This window comes from Pseudomonas sp. M30-35, assembly GCF_002163625.1.
GTDB lineage: Bacteria > Pseudomonadota > Gammaproteobacteria > Pseudomonadales > Pseudomonadaceae > Aquipseudomonas.
The window spans coordinates 1,487,579-1,510,987 of sequence record NZ_CP020892.1 but is presented as its reverse complement, the minus strand read 5'-3'; the positions used below and the strand labels follow the sequence as shown (position 1 = coordinate 1,510,987).

General features: G+C 54.1%; 21 protein-coding genes. 2 read left to right on the top strand and 19 right to left on the bottom strand.

Annotated features, from left to right (window positions below):
• Positions 1-129 precede the first annotated feature (129 nt).
• Positions 130-474, top strand: coding sequence for a pilin assembly protein (locus tag B9K09_RS07055; RefSeq protein WP_087516143.1), 345 nt, complete (start codon positions 130-132; stop codon positions 472-474).
• Positions 475-585: 111 nt separating this feature from the next.
• On the opposite strand, the gene B9K09_RS07050 is transcribed toward B9K09_RS07055, so the two are convergent.
• The 17 genes from B9K09_RS07050 to B9K09_RS06970 form a co-directional block, all read right to left on the bottom strand.
• Positions 586-915 (bottom strand): hypothetical protein, encoded by a 330-nt coding sequence (locus B9K09_RS07050; protein ID WP_087516142.1) that lies wholly within the window; start codon positions 913-915, stop codon positions 586-588.
• Complete coding sequence (locus B9K09_RS07045) at positions 912-1,793, bottom strand: alpha/beta hydrolase (RefSeq protein ID WP_087516141.1); 882 nt, start codon at positions 1,791-1,793, stop codon at positions 912-914. The genes B9K09_RS07050 and B9K09_RS07045 overlap by 4 nt, the downstream gene beginning before the upstream one ends.
• Positions 1,790-2,536: a TIGR00266 family protein gene (locus tag B9K09_RS07040; protein WP_087516140.1), complete on the bottom strand. Its 747-nt coding sequence runs from the start codon at positions 2,534-2,536 to the stop codon at positions 1,790-1,792. The genes B9K09_RS07045 and B9K09_RS07040 overlap by 4 nt, the downstream gene beginning before the upstream one ends.
• 326 nt (positions 2,537-2,862) lie before the next feature.
• The gene (locus tag B9K09_RS07035; protein WP_177408645.1) at positions 2,863-4,158 is read right to left on the bottom strand and encodes a flavohemoglobin expression-modulating QEGLA motif protein; all 1,296 of its coding nucleotides are present in this window, start codon (positions 4,156-4,158) and stop codon (positions 2,863-2,865) included.
• Between the two features lie 30 nt (positions 4,159-4,188).
• Positions 4,189-4,740 (bottom strand): hypothetical protein, encoded by a 552-nt coding sequence (locus tag B9K09_RS07030; RefSeq protein WP_087516139.1) that lies wholly within the window; start codon positions 4,738-4,740, stop codon positions 4,189-4,191.
• A 96-nt stretch (positions 4,741-4,836) separates the two neighbouring features.
• Complete coding sequence (locus B9K09_RS07025; protein ID WP_087516138.1) at positions 4,837-5,547, bottom strand: TetR family transcriptional regulator; 711 nt, start codon at positions 5,545-5,547, stop codon at positions 4,837-4,839.
• A 246-nt stretch (positions 5,548-5,793) separates the two neighbouring features.
• A complete protein-coding gene (gene lysS / locus B9K09_RS07020) occupies positions 5,794-7,293 on the bottom strand; it encodes a lysine--tRNA ligase (RefSeq protein ID WP_087516137.1) in 1,500 nt (499 codons plus the stop codon).
• A gap of 167 nt (positions 7,294-7,460) precedes the next feature.
• A protein-coding gene (prfB, locus tag B9K09_RS07015) for a peptide chain release factor 2 (protein ID WP_157699331.1) occupies positions 7,461-8,556 on the bottom strand; the annotation gives its coding sequence in 2 pieces (ribosomal slippage) (positions 7,461-8,483 and positions 8,485-8,556; 1,095 coding nt in all).
• A 90-nt stretch (positions 8,557-8,646) separates the two neighbouring features.
• Complete coding sequence (locus B9K09_RS07010; protein WP_087516136.1) at positions 8,647-9,660, bottom strand: diguanylate cyclase; 1,014 nt, start codon at positions 9,658-9,660, stop codon at positions 8,647-8,649.
• Positions 9,661-9,724: 64 nt separating this feature from the next.
• Positions 9,725-10,729: a chemotaxis response regulator protein-glutamate methylesterase gene (locus tag B9K09_RS07005; RefSeq protein ID WP_087516135.1), complete on the bottom strand. Its 1,005-nt coding sequence runs from the start codon at positions 10,727-10,729 to the stop codon at positions 9,725-9,727.
• Positions 10,726-13,014: a hybrid sensor histidine kinase/response regulator gene (locus B9K09_RS07000; protein WP_087516134.1), complete on the bottom strand. Its 2,289-nt coding sequence runs from the start codon at positions 13,012-13,014 to the stop codon at positions 10,726-10,728. The genes B9K09_RS07005 and B9K09_RS07000 overlap by 4 nt, the downstream gene beginning before the upstream one ends.
• Positions 13,011-13,697, bottom strand: a complete 687-nt coding sequence (locus B9K09_RS06995; protein WP_087516133.1) for a chemotaxis protein CheW — start codon at positions 13,695-13,697, stop codon at positions 13,011-13,013. Before B9K09_RS06995 ends, B9K09_RS07000 begins: the two co-directional genes overlap by 4 nt.
• Positions 13,690-14,976: a CheR family methyltransferase gene (locus B9K09_RS06990; RefSeq protein WP_087516132.1), complete on the bottom strand. Its 1,287-nt coding sequence runs from the start codon at positions 14,974-14,976 to the stop codon at positions 13,690-13,692. The genes B9K09_RS06995 and B9K09_RS06990 overlap by 8 nt, the downstream gene beginning before the upstream one ends.
• Positions 14,969-15,487, bottom strand: coding sequence for a chemotaxis protein CheW (locus B9K09_RS06985; protein ID WP_087516131.1), 519 nt, complete (start codon positions 15,485-15,487; stop codon positions 14,969-14,971). The genes B9K09_RS06990 and B9K09_RS06985 overlap by 8 nt, the downstream gene beginning before the upstream one ends.
• 6 nt (positions 15,488-15,493) lie before the next feature.
• Positions 15,494-17,134, bottom strand: a complete 1,641-nt coding sequence (locus B9K09_RS06980; protein ID WP_087516130.1) for a methyl-accepting chemotaxis protein — start codon at positions 17,132-17,134, stop codon at positions 15,494-15,496.
• A gap of 136 nt (positions 17,135-17,270) precedes the next feature.
• On the bottom strand, positions 17,271-18,947 hold the full coding sequence (locus B9K09_RS06975; protein WP_087516129.1) for a GMC family oxidoreductase: 1,677 nt from the start codon (positions 18,945-18,947) through the stop codon (positions 17,271-17,273).
• Positions 18,948-19,116: 169 nt separating this feature from the next.
• On the bottom strand, positions 19,117-19,872 hold the full coding sequence (locus tag B9K09_RS06970; RefSeq protein WP_087516128.1) for a tellurite resistance TerB family protein: 756 nt from the start codon (positions 19,870-19,872) through the stop codon (positions 19,117-19,119).
• Between the two features lie 223 nt (positions 19,873-20,095).
• Between B9K09_RS06970 and B9K09_RS06965 the strand changes: the two genes are divergently transcribed.
• Positions 20,096-20,680: a carboxymuconolactone decarboxylase family protein gene (locus B9K09_RS06965; protein ID WP_087516127.1), complete on the top strand. Its 585-nt coding sequence runs from the start codon at positions 20,096-20,098 to the stop codon at positions 20,678-20,680.
• A 70-nt stretch (positions 20,681-20,750) separates the two neighbouring features.
• Here B9K09_RS06965 and B9K09_RS06960 read toward each other — a convergent pair whose 3' ends face one another.
• Both B9K09_RS06960 and recJ read right to left on the bottom strand, forming a co-directional pair.
• The gene (locus B9K09_RS06960) at positions 20,751-21,503 is read right to left on the bottom strand and encodes a tellurite resistance TerB family protein (protein ID WP_087516126.1); all 753 of its coding nucleotides are present in this window, start codon (positions 21,501-21,503) and stop codon (positions 20,751-20,753) included.
• A gap of 184 nt (positions 21,504-21,687) precedes the next feature.
• Positions 21,688-23,403 (bottom strand): single-stranded-DNA-specific exonuclease RecJ, encoded by a 1,716-nt coding sequence (gene recJ / locus B9K09_RS06955; protein ID WP_087516125.1) that lies wholly within the window; start codon positions 23,401-23,403, stop codon positions 21,688-21,690.
• Positions 23,404-23,409: the final 6 nt, after the last annotated feature.

Below are 23,409 nucleotides of genomic sequence, written 5' to 3'. Positions count from 1 at the left end.
AAGCACACGACATCGAACTCACCCGGCCAAATAGCGGTCTAGTCTTGTGTAGTAGGCGTGTTTCAGAAAACCACGCTGAACCAGGATCGCACTGAAGCCTGCCACGAGCGGGCAAAGGATGAGCTAGAAATGAGAATTCGCGAACTTGCTGACCATTGGGAACAGAACGCTAAAGGTCGCCTGACCCGCAGCCCCTATCAAATCCGGCTGGATGTCGAAGCTGCCGCACGGGTAGCGGCCTTGGCTGAAATGTACCCCAAGCGCAGCCCGGAAGAGTTGCTCGGTGAGCTGATTGGCGCCGCGCTTGAAGAGCTTGAGGTCAGTTTGCCTTACGTCAAAGGCAGCCATGTTGTGGCAACCGATGAGCTCGGCGACCCACTTTACGAAGACATAGGTCCTACCCCACGCTTTTTAGCACTGTCACGTAAGTACCTGCATGACCTGAATGAGCAACTGAAAAGCACCGACCATTGAGCCAAACAACTTAGCTCAGCCGTTTGGGGTTTAGATCGCACGCAGGCGCACAAGCCTGCGTAGCAAATCTGTTATCGCTTGAAAGCCAACCCGCTACCCAAAGCCGTTTGCTTAAGGTTCGATTTGCTGTGGTGTTTTTTCACCCAAACAATGCACCGCCTGCTTGCGATTATTGACCAACACACCACTCAAGCCTTTTTGCTCGGTATCAAACATCACCACGATACCGTCAACGCACTGTGCCACTTGTGAAGCGGCTTTCAGGGAAACTTTATAGTCCTCTCCTGGCACCGTCTTAAGCATGGTGAACTCAGACAAAAGCAGTGCATCCTGTGGTTTAGAGAATTGCACGTAGCCGTAATAGCTCAGCACCGCTACGGTGGCACAGACGGTGGCAACAGCAGTCAGAATCATTGGAATTGCAGGATCACGTTCAGTCATTGCGGACTCTCAGAGTTGGGAACTTCAGCTAAGCGACGCAAGCCCTTGAAGCCTTGCGGATCACTCATAAACAGCAACAGCACTTGACGCCAAGTGGGATCATTGAAGGTGTGTGCATGAGCACCTCGGGTCAGTTGCAAAACCCTTGGTGCCGGCGCGGCCTGATACAAACTGATAGCGTTAGATACCGGCACTACAGGATCATCAATGCTGTGATAAATCAGTAATGGTAAGCCTTTCAGATTGGGAATTGCAGCAATCGCACTGTCGCCATCAGGGACAAACTCGCTTAATGGCACTTGAAACATCCAGGTTAGCCAGGACGTGCTCAGTACATATTGAGCTACATCACGGTAACTGGCGGGTGTGCCGTCAATGATCAAAGCATCGAGCGCCTCAGCTTGTTGCGGATGCTCAGCCAGATAATGCACGGCAAGTGCGCCTCCCAAGCTTTGCGCGAGCACGAACAAGGGTTTACCGCGCACCTCGGCAGTATCCTTAAGCTGGGCAAACGCCGCATCAATATCCTGATAAATCGCTGGCAGACTCGGCTCACCTTCCGACAGGCCATAACCGCGGTAATCAAGCATCAACACTTGATAGCCCTGCTCTGGCAGCCACCACGGAGCACCCAAGTGCATGGCCATGTTGCCGCCATTGCCGTGCAAATAAAGAATTGTACCCTTAACTTCAACGCCAGCTTTTGCTGGCAGCCACCATGCATTGAGACGCGTGCCATCGGCGGCGATCAGGTATTCATCACGAAACTCAAGCCCGGCGCGCTCAGGTGTGAACGGCAGACCTTTCTCGGGATAGAACAGCAGCGAGCTACAACCTTGCAGCAAGATGATCGCCAGCAATACAAACAGACGCATCATTGGCCGCCCGCACGCACTTCTTCACGGGCCTTGTAGGTTGCCTCATAGATGCGCTCTGCCAATCGTGAAAAGGGCAAGCTTTGAATCCACACGGTGCCGGTACCCTTGAGCGTGGCAAGAAATATCCCTTCACCCCCGAACAGCATGCTCTTCAGACCCCCAGCCAATTTGATGTCGTAATCGATACCCGAACTGAAACCGACCAAGCAGCCGGTATCGAGGCGCAACGTCTCATTATTTAGCTCTTTGCGAATCACAGTGCCACCGGCATGCATAAAGACCAGGCCATCGCCCTCAAGCTTTTGCAGGATAAAACCCTCTCCGCCAAAAAAACCGGCGCCCAGACGCTTATTAAAACTGATCCCTATTGAAGTACCGCGCGCAGCACACAAGAATGAATCCCGCTGGCAGACCAACGAGCCGCCCACCTGCGCCAGTGAAACCGGCACCACACTGCCCGGATACGGCGCGGCAAAGGCAACCCGCGCCTGTTTATTACCGGAGTTGGTGAAGTGCGTCATAAACATTGACTCACCGGTGACCATGCGCTTACCGGCACTCCACAACTTACCCAACACCCCAGTGGATGAGCCATCGCCCATGCGTGTTTCAAAACGCACGCCCTCGGTCATGTAGTTGAGCGCACCCGCCTCGGCAATCACCGTCTCCCCCGGATCAAGAATCACCTCAACACTTTGCGCCGAATTACCGAGAATTTCGTACTCCAGTTCGTGGCTGTTCATTAAAAATCCTTTAGGCGGGGTCTTTGATACAAGACTAAACAATCTTTAATCATGCCCACTGACAATACAAATCCAGGGCGTAGCGAGCGCAGGCCAGACAAGGCGCAGCCCTTCTGAAAAGGCGGAGTTTACTCCAGTAAATGAGCAGTTTTCAGAAGGGCTGCAACGCAGTATCGCCAAGCGCAGTAGCCCTACCTGCAATGAATTAAAGCTTTCTGTACGCAGGTCAGGCAAGGCGGCATTGCCACCGAAAAGCGCAGTTTACTCCGGTAAATGAGCATTTTCGGGGGCAATTCCAACGCAGCATCACCAAAGTACAGGACGCTTTACAGGATGTTGGCGTAATCAGCTTCTATGCGATCCAGACTCAGGTTATTGAGGAAGTTAGAAAAACACATCCACGCCGACAATGAGTTCAGATCACTGAACTGCGGCGGTAGGTATTTAGGCGGCACGACTAAGCCTTCATCAACCAACTGACGTAACGTGCGCATGTCTTCAAGCGTGGTTTTGCCACAGAACAGCAGTGGGATTTGCTCCAGCTTGCCTTTACGCACCGCGAGCTGAATGTAGTTGTAGATCATGATGAAGCCTTTCAGGTACGAGAGGTCCTTGGTGAAAGGCAGACCGGTCGGTGTCGAGCCGCGGAAGGCACGGCTGGCGTTACTGTAGCTGTCCTCTACGCCGAAACCCTGCTCGCGGTAAAAGTCGAAAACCTGCAGAAAATCGGCGCCCTCCTCGGCCATGTGAATGGCGCGGGTGCGATTGGTCAGCTTGCGTAAGCGCGTTGGGTACGAGGCGAAGCTGATCACCTCCATCAGAATTGCCAAACCTTCCTGAGTCACTGTGGAAGACGGTGGCCCCTTGGATAGAAAGGTGCAGATTGGCTGATTCTGACCATTCAGGGTTGTCGCCACATGAACCAGCCCTTCATGCACTTCAAGCGCTTTAACATCGCGCTCGTTGAACATCGCATCGGTACGAATTTTAATGTAATCAGCGCCCGCTGCAGCATCAGCCAGGATACCGTCGGATTCAAAAACGCGAATGGTATCTTCATGCTCACCAAACACCTTGTTCAGGCGGTGCTGTAGCAGGTCAACCGCAGCCTTGGCATTGAGGCTTTTAACCTCATCCTTCAAGTCACCACGGCTGTCGATATTGTTCAGAAAGCCCGAGAACATGACGCCGAGATCAGCCAAGGTTGGATCGCCAGCATGGAATGCGTCCGAGGCCGCGCCGTAGAGGTCTTGCGAGATTAAACCGAAGTCTTCGGTACCACGGGCCTCAAGCATGCGAATAACCATGCGGTACTCACGGCACATGCGCCGCATGATCTGCCCGACTGGATTGAATTGTCCAAGCTGGCGAGTGATATCGCGTTCAATGTTTTGGAATTCGAGTTTTTTTGCCGTCGCATCAAACGCCAGCGGACGACTCTCGTAATAGGCACGGTCTACTTTCGGCAGCTTTGTTCCTTTGTGTTTAAGAAACTCGCTGCGAATGCTTTCGTCCCATTTCACCCCATCCAAAACACGAATGGGTGTTTGCGCCTCGACGATCCTGTCTGATAACGCACGGACGATTAATTGATAATCATCCAAACCTACATGGCTATTCATGACTCCCTCGCGGCCTCAAGACCAGCAAAATCATTCACCCTCGCGCTGATAGCGCGCAATCTCGATAAACACGTCCGAGTTGGCGGGGTCATTCAAGTAAGCAAAGACCTTATCCATCGGCGAGGTAATCAATACGCCCTCGCCAACCGGCATCTCAACCATTTTACCTTGCCACATGCCCTCTTCGAGCTCTTGCAGCATGCGTTCAACGTCGAGACTGTACAACACCAGCTCATTATTGCGCGTCAGCTCAAAACCAAGGATTACAAAATTGGCACCCAGACGCTTGGGCAAACCAGTCGACAGGTACCAGCGGCTGCCGTGATGCGCAACGGTAAAACCGTATTCTTCAGCATCAACCAGGTTATCCGGACTGCCTTCAAAGCTTCTTGCCTTGTAGGTATTTGAGCCCGAGCGACTGATTTCGAGGTACTGCAACTCGTTCCATTCATTCTTGCGCGACCACTCGCCCAGGAGCGGAATAGGTGCGGCTTCATTTGCCGGGATCGGGTCTTTAAAGGTAACTAAGCAGCCACTCAACAACAAAAAGGACAAGGCAACCAGCGCACGCCAAGCGTTCATTCAGCTCTCCTTGTGAAATCGGTTTTTTACTGCTCCGCCCGCTGCTGCTTTTTGCTCTGCCAGTGTGAAACCGGCAACCTGCTGCCTGCGACCGTTTTAGACGTCCAGAACCAAATACATGTACCGTTTAAGAATGGCTAACATTGCCTCAATGTCCAGCGTATCAACACCTTCTATCAGGCCTTGATATTCCATGCGCTCGACCACAGTCGTCAAGAGTGTTGCATCCTCGAGCGGATGTTTTGAGCCGAGAATAGTGAACAACCGTGTTGCACCCTGCAAAAGGATTTGCGCTTGTGCACGTACCAGCTCATGCAGACGTGGATTAAGCAGCGCTTCGTGACGGAACGCTTGCTCGGCCAATAAATGATCGCGACGATTAATCAGTTGATCACGAACGAAGGCGACGGCTATGTGCGCAACCTCATCGGCAAAGGAGCGCAACGCGTCTGGTGAACCATCAAATTTGCTCACGCGATCCTGCAACAGTGTCTCGTTGCGGGCCCAGAGCTGATTCTGGTTAGCGGCGCAACGCTCGACGAAGAGCGTGAAGGTGTCACTGATAAGGTCGTTAATATCTTTGAAGTAATAGGTGGTCGCGGACAGCGGAACCTGCGCTTCGGCAGCCACAGCTCTATGGCGAACAGCACGCACGCCCTCACGCACAATAATGCGCAGCGCAGCCTCAAGAATTGCCTGACGGCGCTTCTCACTCCCAGCACGGCTGGCTTTACGCCCGCGGTACTGAATACTGTCGGTTACAGCAATGACCGCGGGGCTATCACTTACTTGTTTCACGGCAGGCAATCCTCGAACACATACTTATAAACGGATTTTTAGCTTCCCTAGACTTTTAGGTTTTACCGACAAACAAACGGCGCCCTGTTTTCTGTGTCGATTTTCATACGACCCCAAAACCACACAGCACTGCGCAAGATCATCCTGTCCGGCACGGCCAATTGTTGAGGTTCATGCAAACGATAAAGAGTTGTCGTTTTGCGACATCTTGATCCAGAAACAAAAAGCCGCCCGAAGGCGGCTTTTGCCAACATCCTACGCTTGCGGCCGCATATGTGGAAACAGGATTACATCCCTGATTGAAGGGGCATCGGTCAGCAGCATGACCAAACGGTCAATACCGATGCCTTCACCTGCGGTCGGCGGCATGCCGTATTCCAGCGCACGAACAAAATCAGCATCGTAATGCATGGCTTCATCATCGCCTGCGTCCTTATCAGCAACCTGCGCCATAAAGCGCTCGGCCTGATCTTCCGCATCATTAAGCTCGGAGTATGCGTTGGCAATTTCGCGACCACCAATGAACAGCTCAAAGCGATCAGTGACACTTGGATCTTGGTCATTGCGACGCGCCAACGGCGAGACTTCAAACGGGTATTGGGTAATGAAATGCGGCTGTTCAAGTTTTGGTTCGACCAGCTCTTCGAAAATCATCACCTGCAACTTGCCCAGACCTTCAAAGCCCAGCACCTTGGCGCCGGCTTTCTTGGCGATTTCACGGGCGCTGCCTATGTCGCGCAACTGTTCAGCCGTCACATCGGTGTACTTGAGGATCGAATCAAATACCGACAAGCGTACGAACGGCTCGCCAAAATGGAAGACTTTGCCTTGGTACGGCACATCCGTTGTACCCAAGATCAGCTGCGCCAATTCACGGAACAGCTCTTCGGTAAGGTCCATGTTGTCTTCGTAGTCGGCGTAAGCCTGGTAGAACTCAAGCATGGTGAATTCTGGATTGTGACGAGTCGAAACACCTTCGTTACGGAAGTTACGGTTGATCTCGAAGACCCGCTCAAAGCCCCCAACAACCAGACGCTTGAGGTACAACTCAGGCGCGATACGCAAAAACATCGGCATATCCAGCGCATTGTGGTGAGTTTCAAATGGCTTGGCCGCAGCGCCGCCCGGAATGGTCTGCAACATCGGTGTTTCAACTTCCAGGAAGTCACGTTCGGCAAGAAACTTACGAATGTGGCTGATCACCTGCGAACGCACGCGGAAGTCCTGACGCACTTCTTCGTTGACGATCAAGTCAACGTAGCGCTGGCGATAGCGCTGCTCGGTGTCAGTCAGGCCGTGGTGCTTATCAGGCAACGGACGCAGTGACTTGGTCAGCAGACGTACGCTGCTCATTTCAACGTAGAGATCGCCTTTGCCCGAGCGCGCCAAGGTACCTTCAGCGGCGATGATATCGCCCAGGTCCCAGGTTTTAACCGCGGCCAGGGTTTCTTCTGGCAGGGTTTTGCGGTTGACGTAGACCTGAATACGCCCAGTCATGTCTTGCAGCACCATGAACGAGCCACGGTTGAGCATGATTCGACCGGCAACCTTGACTGGAATTGCGGCCTCAGCCAGCTCTTCCTTGGTCTTATCGACGTACTGTTTCTGCAAGTCCGCGCAATAGCTATCGCGGCGGAAGTCATTTGGGAAGGCATTACCTTGCTCACGCACGGCTGCAAGCTTTTCTTTGCGCTGGGCAATTAGCTTGTTTTCTTCCTGTTGCAGATCGTGCTGGTCGAGTTGTTCGTCGCTCATGGTCTTCCGTCTGTTCCTGTATTCGTAGGTTTTTGCTGAGCGCGGCGATGCTCAACATCCGGCCTGTTTAGCCAGGATCCTACGCAAATGCAGCGCCGCTCGTTGCGCCCAGCTTAGCCGGACTCAACCTACATTGCGTTATTACAAGCTGCGCGAGGCAACGTGTTTTACAGCCCTTGTTTAAGACTGGCCTCAATAAAGCCATCAAGGTCACCATCAAGCACTGCGTCGCAGTTGCTGTTCTCGATATTGGTGCGCAAATCTTTGATTCGCGACTGATCGAGCACATAAGAACGAATCTGATGGCCCCAGCCGATGTCCGACTTGGAGTCTTCAAGCTCTTGTGATGCAGCATTACGCTTTTGAATTTCTTGCTCATACAACTTAGCCCGCAACATTTTCATGGCGGTGTCTTTGTTGGCGTGCTGAGAGCGTTCATTCTGGCAGCTCACCACGGTATTTGTTGGCACGTGAGTGATACGTACCGCCGAATCAGTGGTGTTTACGTGCTGACCACCCGCGCCCGAAGAACGATAGGTGTCGATACGCAGATCCGCCGGATTGATCTCGATTTCAATGTTGTCATCGATTTCAGGTGAGACAAACACTGCAGTAAATGAGGTATGACGGCGGTTGCCAGAGTCGAATGGACTTTTGCGCACCAAGCGATGAACACCGATCTCAGTGCGCAGCCAACCAAATGCGTACTCGCCCTTGATGTGCACTGTAGCGCCTTTGATACCGGCAACTTCACCGGCCGACAGCTCCATGATGGTCGCATCAAAGCCGCGCTTATCAGCCCAGCGCAGATACATTCGCAGCAGCATGTTGGCCCAATCTTGAGCCTCTGTGCCGCCCGAGCCAGCCTGGATATCCAGATAGGCGTTATTAGGGTCCATATCACCGCTGAACATGCGGCGAAATTCAAGTTTCTCAAGAATTCCACGCAGACGCTCAATTTCAGCGGCTACATCATCAACAGCGTTCTGGTCGTCTTCTTCTGCGGCCATTTCGAGCAGGTCACTGCAATCGGCCAGGCCAGTATGAAGGTCGTCCAGCGTTTCGACGATTAATGCAAGGGATGCGCGTTCGCGCCCCAAATTCTGGGCATACTCAGGGTCATTCCAGACATTCGGGTCTTCAAGCTCACGGTTTACTTCGACTAGACGATCATGCTTTTGATCGTAGTCAAAGATACCCCCGAATTGTCAGGGTGCGCTCGGAGAGGTCCTTGATGCTGTTAACGATCGGGTTGATTTCCATAGCTTGCGGGCACTCACAGGTAAAACGTTCGAAAAGCCGACGATTATACCTGCTGTAGCCCGCCATCGACAGCCCAGAGTTTACAGGGTGCTATTGCTCGACGCCGACCTGATTACGACCATTGTCTTTAGCCATATACAAACCAGAGTCGGCCTTTTCAACCAAAGCCAGTGAGCTCCCTCCTGCAACGGGCATAACGGTTGCCACGCCGATACTAACCGTCACCGGCGATCCGACTTCAGGTCGACAGTGTGGAATATCCAGCGCCTCAACAGCCCTACGAATTTTCTCGGCCTGCAAGCGCGCACCGCCGGGAGATGTCCCCGGCAGTATCATTGCGAACTCCTCTCCGCCGTATCGCGCAGCCAAATCAGAGGAACGCGAGCATGATTCGGCCAACGCCGTGCCGATACGGCGCAGCACGTCATCGCCAGCAACGTGGCCGAACTGGTCGTTATAAACCTTGAAGTAGTCGACATCGATCATCACTAGCGACAATTGGCTCTGCTCACGAAGCGCACGATTCCATTCAATTTCAAGGTACTCATCGAAATGCCGACGATTGGCCAAGCCGGTCAAACCATCGGATTTCATCATGCGCTGCAGCACCAGATTAGCTTCCAACAGTTGCTGCTGGCTTTCACGCAAGGCGCGAAACGCCTCGTCACGCTGCTGTAGAGCAATATAGGAACGTGAGTGATAACGAATGCGTGCGATCAGTTCAACACTATCGGGCAATTTCACCAGGTAGTCGTTAGCACCATTAGCAAACGCCGCGCTCTTGACTTGAGGTTCTTCTTTGGTCGAGAGCACGATAATTGGAATATCTTGCAAGGTAGCATCTGCTCGATAAGCGCACAGCAAATTCAAACCATCAATGCCAGGCATGACCAAGTCTTGCAGAATAACGGTAGGCTTGATTTGCCGAGCAATCTCAACGGCTTTATTAGGGTCCGAGCAAAAATGGAAATCGATGCCCTCTTCTTCCGTCAATGCACGACGAACGGCTTCGCCAATCATGGCCTGGTCATCAACCAACAAAACCATGACTGCGTTCGCCGCAGCAGCAAAGCCTTGCGCATCTATTTGCTTGGAATCGTGCATACACTCTCCAGACTACTCATAGCATTGTGCCTTTACCTACTCGACTCAGCCAACGGCCAACGTGTTATGCGTAATAGTTAATCAATTTAAGCGCAATTTGGTCGAGCGGTAGAATCTCTACCGCCGCATCGATAGCAGCAGCGGCTTTAGGCATGCCATAAACCGCACAACTTGCTTGATCCTGGGCGATGGTCAAAAAACCTCGCTCACGCATATGCTTCAAGCCCTGCGCGCCGTCGCGTCCCATACCTGTTAGCAAAACGCCCACCGCATCGCCTTGCCAATTACGCACCAGGCTGTCAAAAAATACATCGATTGATGGTCGATATATTTGCTCAAGGGGCTCTTTGCAGTAATTGAGGCGTCCATCACTTTGCATGGACAGGTGATTATTTGTTCCCGCCAGCAGTATCTCACCCGGCTGAGGCCGATCATTCGACTGCGCCAAACGCACTGGCAGCTTTGATTCACTGGCCAACCACTGCGCCATGCTCAAGGCAAATACTTCGTCTACATGCTGCACCAGCACAATCGCAGCGCTAAAGTCATCGGGCAACTGTTTAAGCAAACTAACCAACGAGGCTGGTCCGCCTGCCGAAGCGCCAATGGCAACGATGCGCTCACGCTTGCGTGTGGTTGCCGTTTGGGCTGGCGAAGCCACTGTCTTGGCGCCGTGCTGACCAATCATCCAACCGATATTGTGTAATTTGCGCAGTAATGCTGCTGCGTCAACGGCCTGCGACTCACCCAGCGACGGGGTATTTACCACATCCAGAGCGCCATGCCCCATGGCCTCAAACACCATATTCAAGTTACGTTCGATGTCTGATGTAACGATCAAAATAGCGCAAGGAAACTCGGCCATGATTCTTCGAGTCGCTTCAACGCCACCCATACGTGGCATCAACATATCCATCAACACCACGTCAGGCCTTTGCTCTTCGCAACGCAGCAGCGCTTCAGCGCCATCTCTGGCGGTCCAGATAACCTGATGCGTTTGCTCTCGACTAATGACTCGCCGCAAGGCTTCAATCGCCAACGGCATGTCATTGACAATTCCGATCCTCATTCCTGTGCATCCCCGATTAATACTTGCACAGCATCAAGCAATGCCTCGTCGTGGAAGCTGGCCTTGGCCAAGTAGTAATCAGCCCCCGCATCGAGACCACGCTGGCGATCTTCTTCACGGTCTTTATAAGACACCACCATCACTGGCAGTGACTGCATGCGGCTGTCGCGCCGCACCAGACTGACCAACTCGATACCGTCCATACGCGGCATGTCTATATCGGTAATCAGCAGATCAAAGGACTCCGCCCGCAGCACGTTCCAGCCGTCCATACCGTCTACGGCCACGGCCACTTCATAGCCACGGCTGAGCAACAACTTACGCTCAAGTTCGCGCACAGTAAGCGAGTCATCAACCACCAGAACACGCTTACGGGCGCGCCCACCGGCCTGCTTATCGCGACTGTCGACACGCTGCAGGTTGCCACTCCCAAGCAGTTTGCCAATTGAGCTGCAGAGGTCTTCGATATCAAGGATCAATACCGGCGTGCCGTCATCCAGCAAAGCGCCTGCCGACACATCGCGAACTTTGCCAAGGCGCGGATCAAGCGGCATGACCACCAAGGTGCGCTCGCCGATAAAGCGCTCAACCGTTAGCCCATAGAGCATTTCACGATCATTAATCAGCACCACGGGAATGCCATCTTGCTCAACACGCCCGGCGCTTTTTTGCAGTAGCTGACTGGCTGCGATCAAACCGACATGACGGTTTTCATGCCAAAAATGCTGGCGCCCTTCAAGCTGAACAATCTGTTCCTGCTCAAGGCGCAGCATGTACTCAATATGTGCCAGCGGGATCGCATAGGCTTCAGAACCAATTTCAATGACCAAACTGCGCACAACCGACAGGGTTAGCGGCACTTCAATGACGAATAGACTGCCCTGACCGTTATTTTGCTGCATGCGCACGCTGCCACGTAATTGGCGAATCTCATGCATAACCGCATCAAGCCCGACACCCCGCCCAGAGACTTCGGTGACCTTATCGCGCATGCTGAACCCGGGCAGAAACAAAAACGCCAGCAATTCTTCCTCGCTCAGTTGCGCGATGGTTTCAGCTGTGGACAGTTTGCGCGCGTGAATACTCTCTTTCAGTTGTTCTAAATCAACACCACCGCCGTCGTCGCGAAGCTCCAGCACCAGCATTCCGGCATGGTGACGAGCGCGAAGACTGATCATGCCCTCTGCCGCTTTGCCCGCATTAATGCGCTGCTCAGGGCTTTCAATCCCATGATCGACAGCGTTGCGCAGCAAGTGTGTAAGAGGTGACTCAAGCCGCTCCAATACATCTCGGTCGACCTGCGTGCTTTCCCCTTCAATGTCGAGGCGTACTTGTTTACCAAGCGAGCGCCCAAGATCACGCACCAGCCGCGCCTGCCCCGACAACACATCGGCAAATGGACGCATGCGCGAGGTCAGAGCCGCATCGTACAACGCTTGCGTACGCTGCCCCCCTTGCCAGGCAAACTCATCAAACGCTTCCACGTGTTGCAGCAGCATTTGTTGACACTCGCTGAGCAAGCCTCGGCTTTCACTCAGCAAAGCCTGAGCTTGTACATCCAGGGACGACGCTAAAGTTGCTTCACGCAAAGCGTCCAGAGAGCGCTTGGTGGTTGCATGCAACCGCTTGAGGCGGGCCAACGATTCACTCAGCGGTTTGATCCGCTGGAATTCAACCAGCGACTTACCCGACATATCCAACAGATGGTCAAGACGTTCAGCCGATACGCGCAACACTCGCCCGCGCGCATCAGTTGCCGGCTCATGACTAGCATCCTGAGCAGTCTCAGACAATTCATCTGCCACCTGCGCTTCTGGCTCAACTGCAGGCGCTACAGGCTTGGAGACTGCGGGCTGCGGAGCTTGTGCCAGCGAGGGTACAGCCGCCCCGAACAACGCCTGCAAGCGAGCAACAACACTGTTAACTTGCTCGGTAAGCTGCGCCTGCTGCGCACTGCTCAGCCCCGCCTGACCAATGCGCAACAGTGCATCAGAGCCCTGCAATAATGCGTCGATATGGTCCGGCTGTATGCGCAATAAACCTGTTTGACCGGCGACCAGCAAATCTTCCATGACGTGTGCAACATTGACACCGTCATCAAGGCCAACAATACGCGCAGCCCCTTTTAGCGAATGTGCCGCACGCATACAGGCTTCAAGCTGGCCTGCGTCTGTTGGGTCACGCTCCAGCACCAACAAGCCCGCATTCAGCACGTTGACCTGCTCTTCGGCCTCCAGGCGGAACAACTCAAGCAGAGGTGCATCACGCATTTGATCCGGAGTCATGACAGGCTCCTGATCATCGCCTGCACCAGTAATTGTTCGTCTAACAGAGTGATGCTGCGCTGGCGCCAGCGCACCACACCACTGGCGTATTGACCCGCAGCCTGGCCTGTACCGCGAGCAGGTTTTTTGATATCGCGCAGAGCAAGCAAATGGATACCTTCAACCTCATCAACCGGCACCACAAACACACCGTTAGGGCTACCGAGAATCAGCATGCGCGGCACCACTCTGCGCTCAGTACTGGCAATTACGGTTGGCTCCAGACCGAGCAAATCTTGCAGAGAAATACAGGCAACCAGCGCACCATTAACATTGGTAACCCCCAATAGGTTAGGTGACCGTTGATGCGGTAATGAGTGAATAGGCGTTTGTCCAACCACCGAGACCAAACCCGTCGTCGCAAGGCCAAACCACTGTTCGCCAAGGCGAAAAATCAGGGTTGAACGGCGCTCACCGAGGTCTTCCTCAATCGCCGTCGTAGCGTCGTCGCGCTCAAGCAGCTGCGCACCGTAGCGGTCGAGCAGACTGATTGCCGCCTGTGCATACACTTCACAGTTCCGGCAGTGCACATGTGCAGCCAGACGCGAGCAACTTTTATCGCCGTACACGCCAATGCGTTTCCAGCAATCGTCAAGTGCCGGCAAGGCCTCATCGCTAGCGTAGAGGTGCGAACTATCAACCACTGTTATTTACTCCACGGCTCGCACGCTGCCGCAACCGTCGGGCGCCGGCCTGATCACCTCGGGCTTCCAGCAACATCGCCAGGTGCGATAACGCCTCAATATGTTCAGGCTCGAGATAGAGTGCTTTGCGGTAAAAATTCTGCGCGGCATCGCTATCGCCAACGGTATCACTGAGCAATCCAAGCCAATAAAACAGCCCGGCGCTGGCACCGTGCGTGTCTAACAACAGGTGACAGGCTTTTAACGCCTCAGCGGTGCGCCCGCTGTTGGCCAATGCTTCAATTGCACTCAACTCAGCCGCTGCTGTGTCTGCCTTGGTTACTGCACTACCTTCAGCACTCGAATGCAACTCTGCCAATGCTGGTTTGCTCACATTAGCTTGCCGCGGTTTAGCCATGACCGGTTTTGCGACCGGCTGTAATGGCCGTGCTGCCTGAGATTGAGTTTGAAAGCTCAAGCCTGCGCTTGGCTTCGATACTGGCGGGCTGACATCGGCTACTTTAAACACAAAGCTCAGCGGCGCCGCCAATGCCTGCATACCGTTCTGGCTGAACAAACCGGTCTCAGCCGGCCCGGTAAACATCGCACCACCCGGCGCCAATAAGCGTTTCAAAGTCTGCAAGGCCTGTAGCTGTGTGGGCCTATCGAAATAGATCAACAGATTGCGGCAAAAGACGAAATCATAGGGTTGGCGCGTGCTATGCAAATTCGTGGCGAACAAGTTGCTACATTGCAAATTCACTTTTTCACGCACCGATTGATCCAGCAAATAGCGATCGCCCTCAACACTGAAATGACGATCACGAAAGCCCAGGGAATCGCCGCGAAATGAATTGCGCCCGTATACCCCTTCACTGGCCAGTTGAATAACCCGTTCACTGACATCCAGCGCATCGACTTCAAACGACTGTGGTGCCAGGCCGTCATCGAGCAAGGCCATGACAATCGAATAGGGTTCCTCACCCGTCGAGCATGGCAAACTGATAATTCGCAGCGGGCGTGCATGCTTTAGTTCGGTTAGCCGAGCTTGCGCCAACTTTACCAACTGACTGAATGATTCTGGATAACGAAAAAACCAGGTTTCAGGCACCACAACCGCCTCAACCAAGGCAAGTTGCTCAGCCGGGGATACGTGTAGCTGCTGCCAATAACTATCCTCATCGCCGCTGGCCGTGGCTTTGATGCGTTGACGTATCGCTCGCTCAAGCACCACCTGCCCAACAGACTCAACGTCCAGGCCGATTTTGCGCTTGAGTAACTGCTCAAACCGATCATCCATAAGCAGAATCATCCGCTGCATTACGCAGCAGCAGCGCTCGCACCTCATCAGTCAACAACCGCTCAACACTGATGCGCTGAACCATCCCTTGCGGGGTTTGTTGAACCATGCCCAAGTAGGGTGTCTGCGGATTTTGCAGCGGATTAGGGCTGAAACCCTCCTTTAGCAAGCGCTGGGTATCAGTAGCTTGCTCAAGGATTAAGCCAAGCTGGACGGGCTGGCCGTCCGCCGATAAATACTTGACCACGACCAAACGGGTACTGGCTCGCTTTTGTGCGGGTTTGGAAAGTGCCAAATGGCTAAGATCAATCACCAGCAACGGTTCACCGCGAAATACAAACAAACCTGAAACCCACTTTGGCGCATCAGGTATTTGCTTGAGCTGCTGCAATGGCAACACCACGCTAATGGCATGGACATCAAGCGCATAGCGGTCGTCACCCAGCGAAAACAGCAAGTGCAACTCACCTTGCTGGCGGCGAGCTTGCTGATAATTGGCTCGCAGGCTCATTGATGCTTAAACCTTAAAACGGCTAACGCCGGAACGCAGGCTGCCAGCCACCTGATTTAACTCATCAATTGCCGACCCTGTCTGACGCAGCGATTCAACGGTCTGACCGCTGGCCTCACCCAATTGAACTAACGCTTGGTTGATCTGCTCGGCACCCGTCGCCTGTGCTTGCATGCCCTCATTGACCATCTGCACGCGCGGGGCCAGCGCTTGAACCTGATGGATAATTTGCGACAGTTGCTCACCCATTTGGCCAACTTCTGTAATTCCGCGACGCACTTCTTCCGAGAACTTGTCCATGCCCATCACCCCGGCAGATACCGCGGACTGAATTTCTCGGACCATTTGTTCAATGTCGTAAGTCGCCACTGCCGTCTGGTCTGCAAGGCGGCGCACTTCGGTGGCTACAACCGCAAAACCACGACCATATTCACCGGCCTTTTCAGCCTCGATCGCAGCATTCAGGGATAACAAGTTAGTTTGATCAGCAAACTTAACAATCGTGGTGACCACGTGATTAATATTGCCAGCCTTTTCATTGAGAATCGCCAGCTTGGCATTAACCAGATCAGCCGCGCCCATTACCTGATGCATGGTGTCCTCCATGCGTGTCAGGCCAAGCTGGCCCGAGCCTGCCAGAACTGAGGTTTGTTCGGCGGTACCGGAAACCTCATCCATGGTGCGCACCAGATCGCGTGCAGTGGCGGTAATCTCACGCGAAGTTGCACCAATCTCGGTGGTGGTCGCGGCGGTTTCAGTGACAGTGGCTTGTTGTTGCTTGGAGGTCGCGGCGATTTCAGTTACCGCCGTTGTCATCTGCACAGCTGAGCGTTGCGCCTGAGTCACCAACGACTTCAGCGCCTCACTCATCTCATTGAAACCGAGTTCAATCGCATTGAATTCATCGTTGCGTTGCAGGTCGAGGCGTACCGACAAATCACCTTCGCCCATCACTCGCAACGTCCGTACGATTGTTTTAATTGGTGTGGTAATGGCGCGCAATAGCAAGAAACCGCAAATACTGGCGATCAGCATGGCCAGCAACACAGCAATCAAGATACTGATTTCCAGTGCGCGCACTGAAGACGCTATGTCCTCAACCGCCAGTTTGGCGTTGCTACGGTTTAAATCGACCAGTTGGTGAAGCTGCTCCTGACCTTCCAGCCATTTGCTGGCAAGCGGGCCTCGAATCAACGCTGAGGCTTGGTCAAGCCTGCCTTGACTGACCAATGTCTTAAATTCTGCGTGGAGCTTCAGGTATTCAATGCGGTCTTGCTCAAAGCCAGCTAAAAGCTCTCTGTCGGCGGTGTCAAAGACGGTTTGTTTATACAACTCAATTTCTTTGTCGAGCAGCTTTTCACTGGCCGCATAACTCTTCGCGTATTCGCCCTGCCCCGTTGACTCAGAACCACCCGTACGTGCAGATGCGACAAGCAAACGCTGCTGGGTCATGAGCATATGCTCAACCCACACACTGCGGATCTTGGAAATCTCGTACAGGCCAGGAACAGCATCGTCCAGTACTACATCGGCCTCTTCGTCGATACTCAGCAGACCGGTATATGTATAGGCTGCAAGTAGCAGCAGAATGGCAATGACAACCGCAAAACTAGCAACAATACGCAGCCGAACAGTCCAGTTCTTCACAGTTTTCCCCGATCTCAAGTACTAAATTCAACGCAGATCCGCAGCCTATAGCTTAACGCTATGGCGGCGACTCTAGTGACTCACTCTATCGACTGCAAGTGACTTATCTAAAGCAGCTTCGCACTTTCGAATATAGTTACTCGCTGCTTACCGGCTCACGAACTCCTTGCGTAAGCGAATCAGCATGCGCCCTATTAACCATAGCTGTTGAATGGCTTTGCATGATCATCTGCGCTGCTTTTTCCGCGATCATCAGTACGGGCGAGCAGGTATTACCCGAAACGATGCTTGGCATAATTGAGGCATCGGCGACTCGCAAACCGGGAACACCGTGTACCCGCAACTGTGCATCTACCACCGCATCGGCGCCTTGCCCCATCTTGCAGGTGCCGACTGGGTGAAAAATGGTAGTGCCTATCTCTGCTGCCGCACGGTACAAATCCTGGTCACTCTGATAACTCGGGCCGGGCTTGTATTCCTCAGGTTTGAAGGCCGCCAGCGCCGGCGCAGCGACAATCCGGCGAGTGAGTCGAATAGCTTCTGCAGCCACCTGTAAATCACGCGGATCACTTAGATAATTAGGTTGAATCAACGGCGTTGCAGTGCTGTCGAGCGAATTAATTTCGACCTTGCCGCGGCTAAACGGTCGCAGATTGCACACTGAAGCGGTAAACGCCGGAAAAGCATGCAACGGCTCGCCAAAGCGCTCGAGCGACAAGGGTTGCACGTGATATTCCAAGTTAGCGCTGGTTTGCTCAGCGCTCGAACGGGCAAAAGCACCTAACTGGCTTGGCGCCATCGCAAGCGGACCGCTGCGCTTGAGCAAATACTCAAGACCCATGGCCATTTTCCCGGTCAGTTTCGAGGCTATTTGATTGAGGGTTTTGACCCCGCTTACTTTATAAATTAGGCGTAATTGCAGGTGGTCTTGAAGGTTTTCGCCAACCCCCGGTAAGTCATGTTGGACAGTGATACCCAAGCGTTCCAATAACGGTCGCGGACCAATGCCGGAGCGTTGCAACAACGCAGGTGAGCCAATCGCCCCGGCACACAAAATGACTTCTCGGCGCGCCCTAACCGTCTGCTCACGCCCTTGATGTTGCACCTGTACACCTTGGGCCCGACCATCGGCCAAGATTACCCGCTGCACGTCAGCGTCAGTTACAACATGCAGGTTTGCACGGTGCTCGACCCCACGCAAAAATGCTTTCGAGGCATTCCAGCGCACACCGCGGCGCTGGTTAACCTGAAAGTAACTGCAGCCTTCGTTATCACCGCCGTTGAAGTCTTCGATGCTGGCGATCCCAGTTTGTGCTGCGGCCTGCCTGAACGACTCCAGCACATCCCACTTCAGGCGCTGCTGCTCGACTCGCCACTCACCCTGGCCGCCGTGCAATTCGCTGTCACCGGCGTAGTGATTTTCGCTGCGCTTGAAGATCGGCAATACTTCATCCCAAGACCAACCTGTATTGCCCGCAGCCGCCCAGCCATCGTAGTCCTGGCGCTGACCACGCATATAAATCATGCCGTTGATTGAGGAACTGCCGCCGAGCACCCGACCGCGCGGATACTTCAGCGCACGACCATTAAGCCCAGCCTCGGCAACGGTGTCATAACACCAGTCTGTACGCGGATTGCCAATGCAATAGAGGTAACCCACCGGAATATGAATCCACGGATAGTTATCGCGCCCTCCCGCCTCAAGCAGCAACACTTGCACGCTGGGGTCGGCAGACAAGCGATTAGCCAGCAGGCACCCCGCGGGTCCAGCGCCGACGATCAGATAGTCATAACTCTCGAGAAGTTGCTGCATTGACGCCTCGCTTTCTAATTTTTATTCGGTCACGGCTCAGCCTAACCGCTTAAGCGGGCTAACAGAACGATCCATTTGTCGGGGGGGCCATGCGAGCCAAACACGTGCGAGACACTGCCAGCCGCAGAGCGCGGCCGGCAAAGTTTGTCCTGATATTTGCAACTACCGATCAGCCCGGCAGACCGGCGTGCGCTTCCAGTTGAGCCTGCAAGCCAGGCTCCAGCTGTAGTTGGCTAGCCAGATCATTGAGATACTGTCGTTCACCACCCTCTTGAGCACCAATCAACATGGCACTGGCCAGGTACATTTCAGCCGCCATTTCTGGGCTATTCGCTGCCTGGGCAACCGCTGCGGCATCCAGTGGACTGCGTACTTCCTGATCCAACCAGCTTTGCAGATCGGGGTCAGAAGTCATTTTGGCTATTTCGGCGTAGATCAGCTTCTTCTCTTGTTCATCAACTCGCCCATCAGCCTTGGACGCAGCAATCAGCGCACGCAATATCGCGTGACTGTGCTCTTCAACTTCAGGGCCTGCGAGCATGTCGACAGTTTGCGGCATCGCCATGGCTGCCGGACGAGCTGCTGAGGTCTGTGCCTGACTTTTTTGCCAAGCGCTGTACGCCTGATAAGCCAGCATACCCAGCGTGGCCAAACTGCCCATGCTCATCCCGCCACTGCTGTTGGCGTTAGTGCCTCGCGACTGAGTTGTCTGGCCCGCCGGTCCTGAGCCGCCGAGCAAATCACCCAGGCCACCCAAGCCTCCAGCACCACCTGAAGTACTGCTCGAGCCACCAAGCAGACCGCCGAGCGCACTACCTAATACGCCACCAAGCCCTCCAGCCATACCGCCTGCGCCTCGGCTAGAGCCTCCCTGCCCGGACAACCCCGCGCGTAATAATTGTTCAAGCAAACCGCTAGTGTTCATCTGTGCCTCCATTGCCTTGATACACCGCATATAAGGCAGTAAACGATAGACCAGCAACACACTCTGCACCAGCAGTTGGCCTAACTGCCGCGCACAGGTTGAAACAGGCGGGCAAGCTGCTTGCCTTGTGGCGGTGAATCATCCTAAGTACTATGAGCCCGCGCAAAATGGAGCTTAGCGCGCACGCGTTATGCGGATTGATCAAGCAAAGGAACTGTGAAAAATGATACGCAAGACCATTACCCTAGCCGCCTGCATTTTGGCAGGCGTTGTAGGCACCGCCAGCGCTGCCGATATCACCCACCAAAGTTTTGACAACATCGCTTTCAAGACCACGCGCCTGTCAACCAACGAGTCCAACTACCTAAAGCTGCCCACTCAATGGGCCAAGAACTACGGCTCGCGCAACAAATCATTGAAGCTGGCACCGCAAATCGCGGAGATGGTACGGCTGCGTGTCGGCCAGGTGGACAACTGCAATTACTGCGTCGTATTCCACACCAAAGACGCACTTGAGTCGGGTATCGCACCGGCCAAGGTCAGCTCGATATCCACTTGGCGTCGCAGTGAACTGTTTAGCGATAAAGAGCGCGCGGCGCTGGCTTATGCCGAAGCATTGGCCAAGGTGGATAACGCCGCCATGCCAGTCGTATACGCGCAACTTGATGCGGTCGGCTACAGCGCAACCGAGAAAGAAGAGTTAACCAACTGTGCGATTCTGATGAGCGTGTGGTCGCGCCTCTTCCTCGCTCAAGGTAAAACAGCCTACGTGGCTGATGAAGCAAGCAATGCAGCCCCAAGCAAATAGCTTTGAGCCGCCTTCCCCTTCTGCCTAATTTGAGTCAGCTGGCAGAAGGGAGTCAGGCTGACGCAGTAATTTAAGCCTGAGTAAGCTCAGCTCTCACCTGCGCCTCCAGCTCCTGCTTCAATGCCGGCTCAAGTTTGAGTTGACGTGCCAACTCTTCAAGATAGGCCCGTTCCATAAAGTGCTCTTCATCCACCATCAGCACACTGGCGATATACATTTCTGCAGCCATTTCTGGCGTAGTTGCGGCGCGTGCCACATCGGCCGGATCCAGTGGCTTATTCAACTCAGCCTCAAGCCAGCGCTGTAATGTTTGATCATCAGCCAGCTTGCTTAGCTCACCTTCAATCAACTGACGTTCGCGGGCATCGACATGGCCATCAGCCTTGGCTGCTGCCACTAATGCTTTAAGAATGCCTTGGCTGTGAATCTCTGCTTCTGGCGCGGGCAAGCGATCGATAGTTTGCGGTTCTTGCTGCACACCTGCTTGCTGGGATTGCCAGTTGCCGTAGGCTTTGTAAGCAATCACGCCAAGTGCTGCCAAGCCGCCGTATGTCAGGGCTTTACCGCCAAATTTGCGTGCCTTTTTATTGCCCAGCAACAATCCCATCGCGCCTGCCGCCAGCGCGCCGCCACCTGCACCAGAGAGTAAGCTGCCCAAACCACCGGATGAGCCCGACTTGCCCAAAACGCCACCCAAAACATCGCTCAAACCACCGCTTGAGTTCGAACCCTGGTTATTGGAGCTCTGCTGGCCTGATGACTTTTGTTGCATCAGGTCTTGGCCCGACTTGAGTAATTGATCGAGCAGTCCACGTGTGTTCATTGCACTCTCCGCGCTGAGTCTGAAGGCGTTATAAACCTGAAGGTCTAAATAAGTTGACCGGATTTAAGCGCATCAGTTGCGCAGAGCCTATAAACAGAGTGCATCGAAATATTGCGGAGTATGGACGCACAATCAATGCAGCTGAGCGTTGCCACAGCCCAGCCATTATGGCCGCAGCGGCTCTTTAGCGGGCTGCCAGATGGGCAACCAACAGTTGCACCGTCTCATTCCCACGGTATTCGTTCACGTCAAGTTTGTAGGCCAGTTCGACCCAGCGTACGGTCGGGTTCGGCCACTGGTCGCGGTCGATATTGAATGCGATGGCATCTAGGGTTTGTCCGCCACATTCGGTTTTCAAAACCATTTTCAGGTGCTTCTCACCCACCAAGCGCTGCTGCACAAGCTGGAATGCACCATGAAAAAGCGGCTCTGGGAAATGTTGCCCCCAAGGCCCGGCATTACGCAGCGCACGCGCCAGTTCAAGGTTGTACTCCGCAAGCGACAGGGTTCCATCTGAAAACAAGCGGCCGGTGAGATCATCCTCAACCAACTGACGGCGCACCTCGTGATCGAATGCCTCGGCAAATGCCGGAAAGTTAAGCTCTGGCAAGGACAAGCCCGCCGCCATCGCATGGCCGCCAAACTTGCTGATCAACCCCGGATGCTTGGCTGCAACTGCGTCCAGCGCATCGCGAATATGAAAACCTGGCACCGAACGCGCCGAGCCTTTTAACGCACCATCGCCAGCGTCGGCGAAGGCAATGGTTGGTCGGTGATAGCGCTCTTTCAGACGCGAGGCGAGAATCCCAATGACGCCCTGATGCCAGTCTGGTTCGAATAGACACAAACCAAACGGCATGTCTTCAATCGGCAAATCCTTGAGTTGCGCCAAGGCTTCGCGCTGCATGCCTTGTTCGATGCTTTTGCGGTCCTGATTGAGTTGATCAAGCTCCACAGCCATATCGCGCGCCAGCGCTTCGTCTTCACATAACAGGCACTCGATACCGAGGCTCATATCATCCAGACGCCCAGCAGCATTTAAGCGTGGCCCAAGAATAAAGCCCAGATCAGTAGAGGTAATCCGTCCGTATTGGCGCCCTGCAACCTCAAGCACCGCGCGCAGGCCGGGACGCGCACGACCGGCACGAATCCGCGCTAAACCCTGGTGCACCAGGATGCGGTTATTGGCATCCAGTGGTACCACGTCAGCAACACTGCCCAATGCAACCAAATCAAGCAGTTCAGCCAAATTCGGCTCTTGGATGGCTTGATTGGTAAACCAGCCATTCGTCCGCAAGCGCGCACGCAGCGCCAGCAGCACGTAAAACATAACCCCAACACCGGCCAAGGCTTTACTCGGAAACTCACAGCCAGGCTGGTTGGGGTTAACGATGGCATCCGCCGCCGGTAACTCTGGCCCGGGCAAGTGATGGTCAGTGATCAATACAGTCAGCCCAGCGGCTTTAGCCGCTGCCACGCCGTCAACGCTGGAGATGCCATTGTCAACGGTGATCAGCAATTGCGGTTCGCGCTCAAGCGCTACGGCAACGATTTCCGGCGTCAGGCCGTAGCCATATTCGAAGCGATTGGGTACCAGGTAATCGACGTGGGCAGCACCCAGCATCCGCAAGCCCAGCACACCGACCGTACTGGCCGTGGCGCCATCAGCATCGAAGTCTCCGACGATCAGCATGCGTTGGCGCTGTTCAAGGCCAGTCACCAACAAATCAACCGCGGCATCGATGCCTTTGAGTTGCTGGTAGGGAATCAGCCGCGCCAAGCCTTTATCCAACTCAGCGATTGTTTGCACACCGCGCGCGGCATACAGACGCGTCAGCAAAGGTGGCAAGCTGCCCAGATCAGGCAGAATGTCTGGCAGTGGACGAGGTTCAATACGCATTAATCA

Excerpts from the sequence above, each read along its gene's own strand:
- B9K09_RS07040 (WP_087516140.1), bottom strand. The coding sequence starts at position 2,536 with ATGAACAGCCACGAACTGGAGTACGAAATTCTCGGTAATTCGGCGCAA.
- B9K09_RS07005 (WP_087516135.1), bottom strand. The coding sequence starts at position 10,729 with ATGAGGATCGGAATTGTCAATGACATGCCGTTGGCGATTGAAGCCTTG.
- B9K09_RS06965 (WP_087516127.1), top strand. The coding sequence starts at position 20,096 with ATGATACGCAAGACCATTACCCTAGCCGCCTGCATTTTGGCAGGCGTT.
- B9K09_RS07035 (WP_177408645.1), bottom strand. The coding sequence starts at position 4,158 with ATGAATAGCCATGTAGGTTTGGATGATTATCAATTAATCGTCCGTGCG.
- B9K09_RS07055 (WP_087516143.1), top strand. The coding sequence starts at position 130 with ATGAGAATTCGCGAACTTGCTGACCATTGGGAACAGAACGCTAAAGGT.
- B9K09_RS07030 (WP_087516139.1), bottom strand. The coding sequence starts at position 4,740 with ATGAACGCTTGGCGTGCGCTGGTTGCCTTGTCCTTTTTGTTGTTGAGT.
- B9K09_RS06975 (WP_087516129.1), bottom strand. The coding sequence starts at position 18,947 with ATGCAGCAACTTCTCGAGAGTTATGACTATCTGATCGTCGGCGCTGGA.
- B9K09_RS06970 (WP_087516128.1), bottom strand. The coding sequence starts at position 19,872 with ATGAACACTAGCGGTTTGCTTGAACAATTATTACGCGCGGGGTTGTCC.
- B9K09_RS06990 (WP_087516132.1), bottom strand. The coding sequence starts at position 14,976 with ATGGATGATCGGTTTGAGCAGTTACTCAAGCGCAAAATCGGCCTGGAC.
- B9K09_RS07045 (WP_087516141.1), bottom strand. The coding sequence starts at position 1,793 with ATGATGCGTCTGTTTGTATTGCTGGCGATCATCTTGCTGCAAGGTTGT.
- B9K09_RS07050 (WP_087516142.1), bottom strand. The coding sequence starts at position 915 with ATGACTGAACGTGATCCTGCAATTCCAATGATTCTGACTGCTGTTGCC.
- B9K09_RS07000 (WP_087516134.1), bottom strand. The coding sequence starts at position 13,014 with ATGACTCCGGATCAAATGCGTGATGCACCTCTGCTTGAGTTGTTCCGC.
- B9K09_RS06985 (WP_087516131.1), bottom strand. The coding sequence starts at position 15,487 with ATGAGCCTGCGAGCCAATTATCAGCAAGCTCGCCGCCAGCAAGGTGAG.
- lysS (WP_087516137.1), bottom strand. The coding sequence starts at position 7,293 with ATGAGCGACGAACAACTCGACCAGCACGATCTGCAACAGGAAGAAAAC.
- B9K09_RS06960 (WP_087516126.1), bottom strand. The coding sequence starts at position 21,503 with ATGAACACACGTGGACTGCTCGATCAATTACTCAAGTCGGGCCAAGAC.
- B9K09_RS07010 (WP_087516136.1), bottom strand. The coding sequence starts at position 9,660 with ATGCACGATTCCAAGCAAATAGATGCGCAAGGCTTTGCTGCTGCGGCG.
- recJ (WP_087516125.1), bottom strand. The coding sequence starts at position 23,403 with ATGCGTATTGAACCTCGTCCACTGCCAGACATTCTGCCTGATCTGGGC.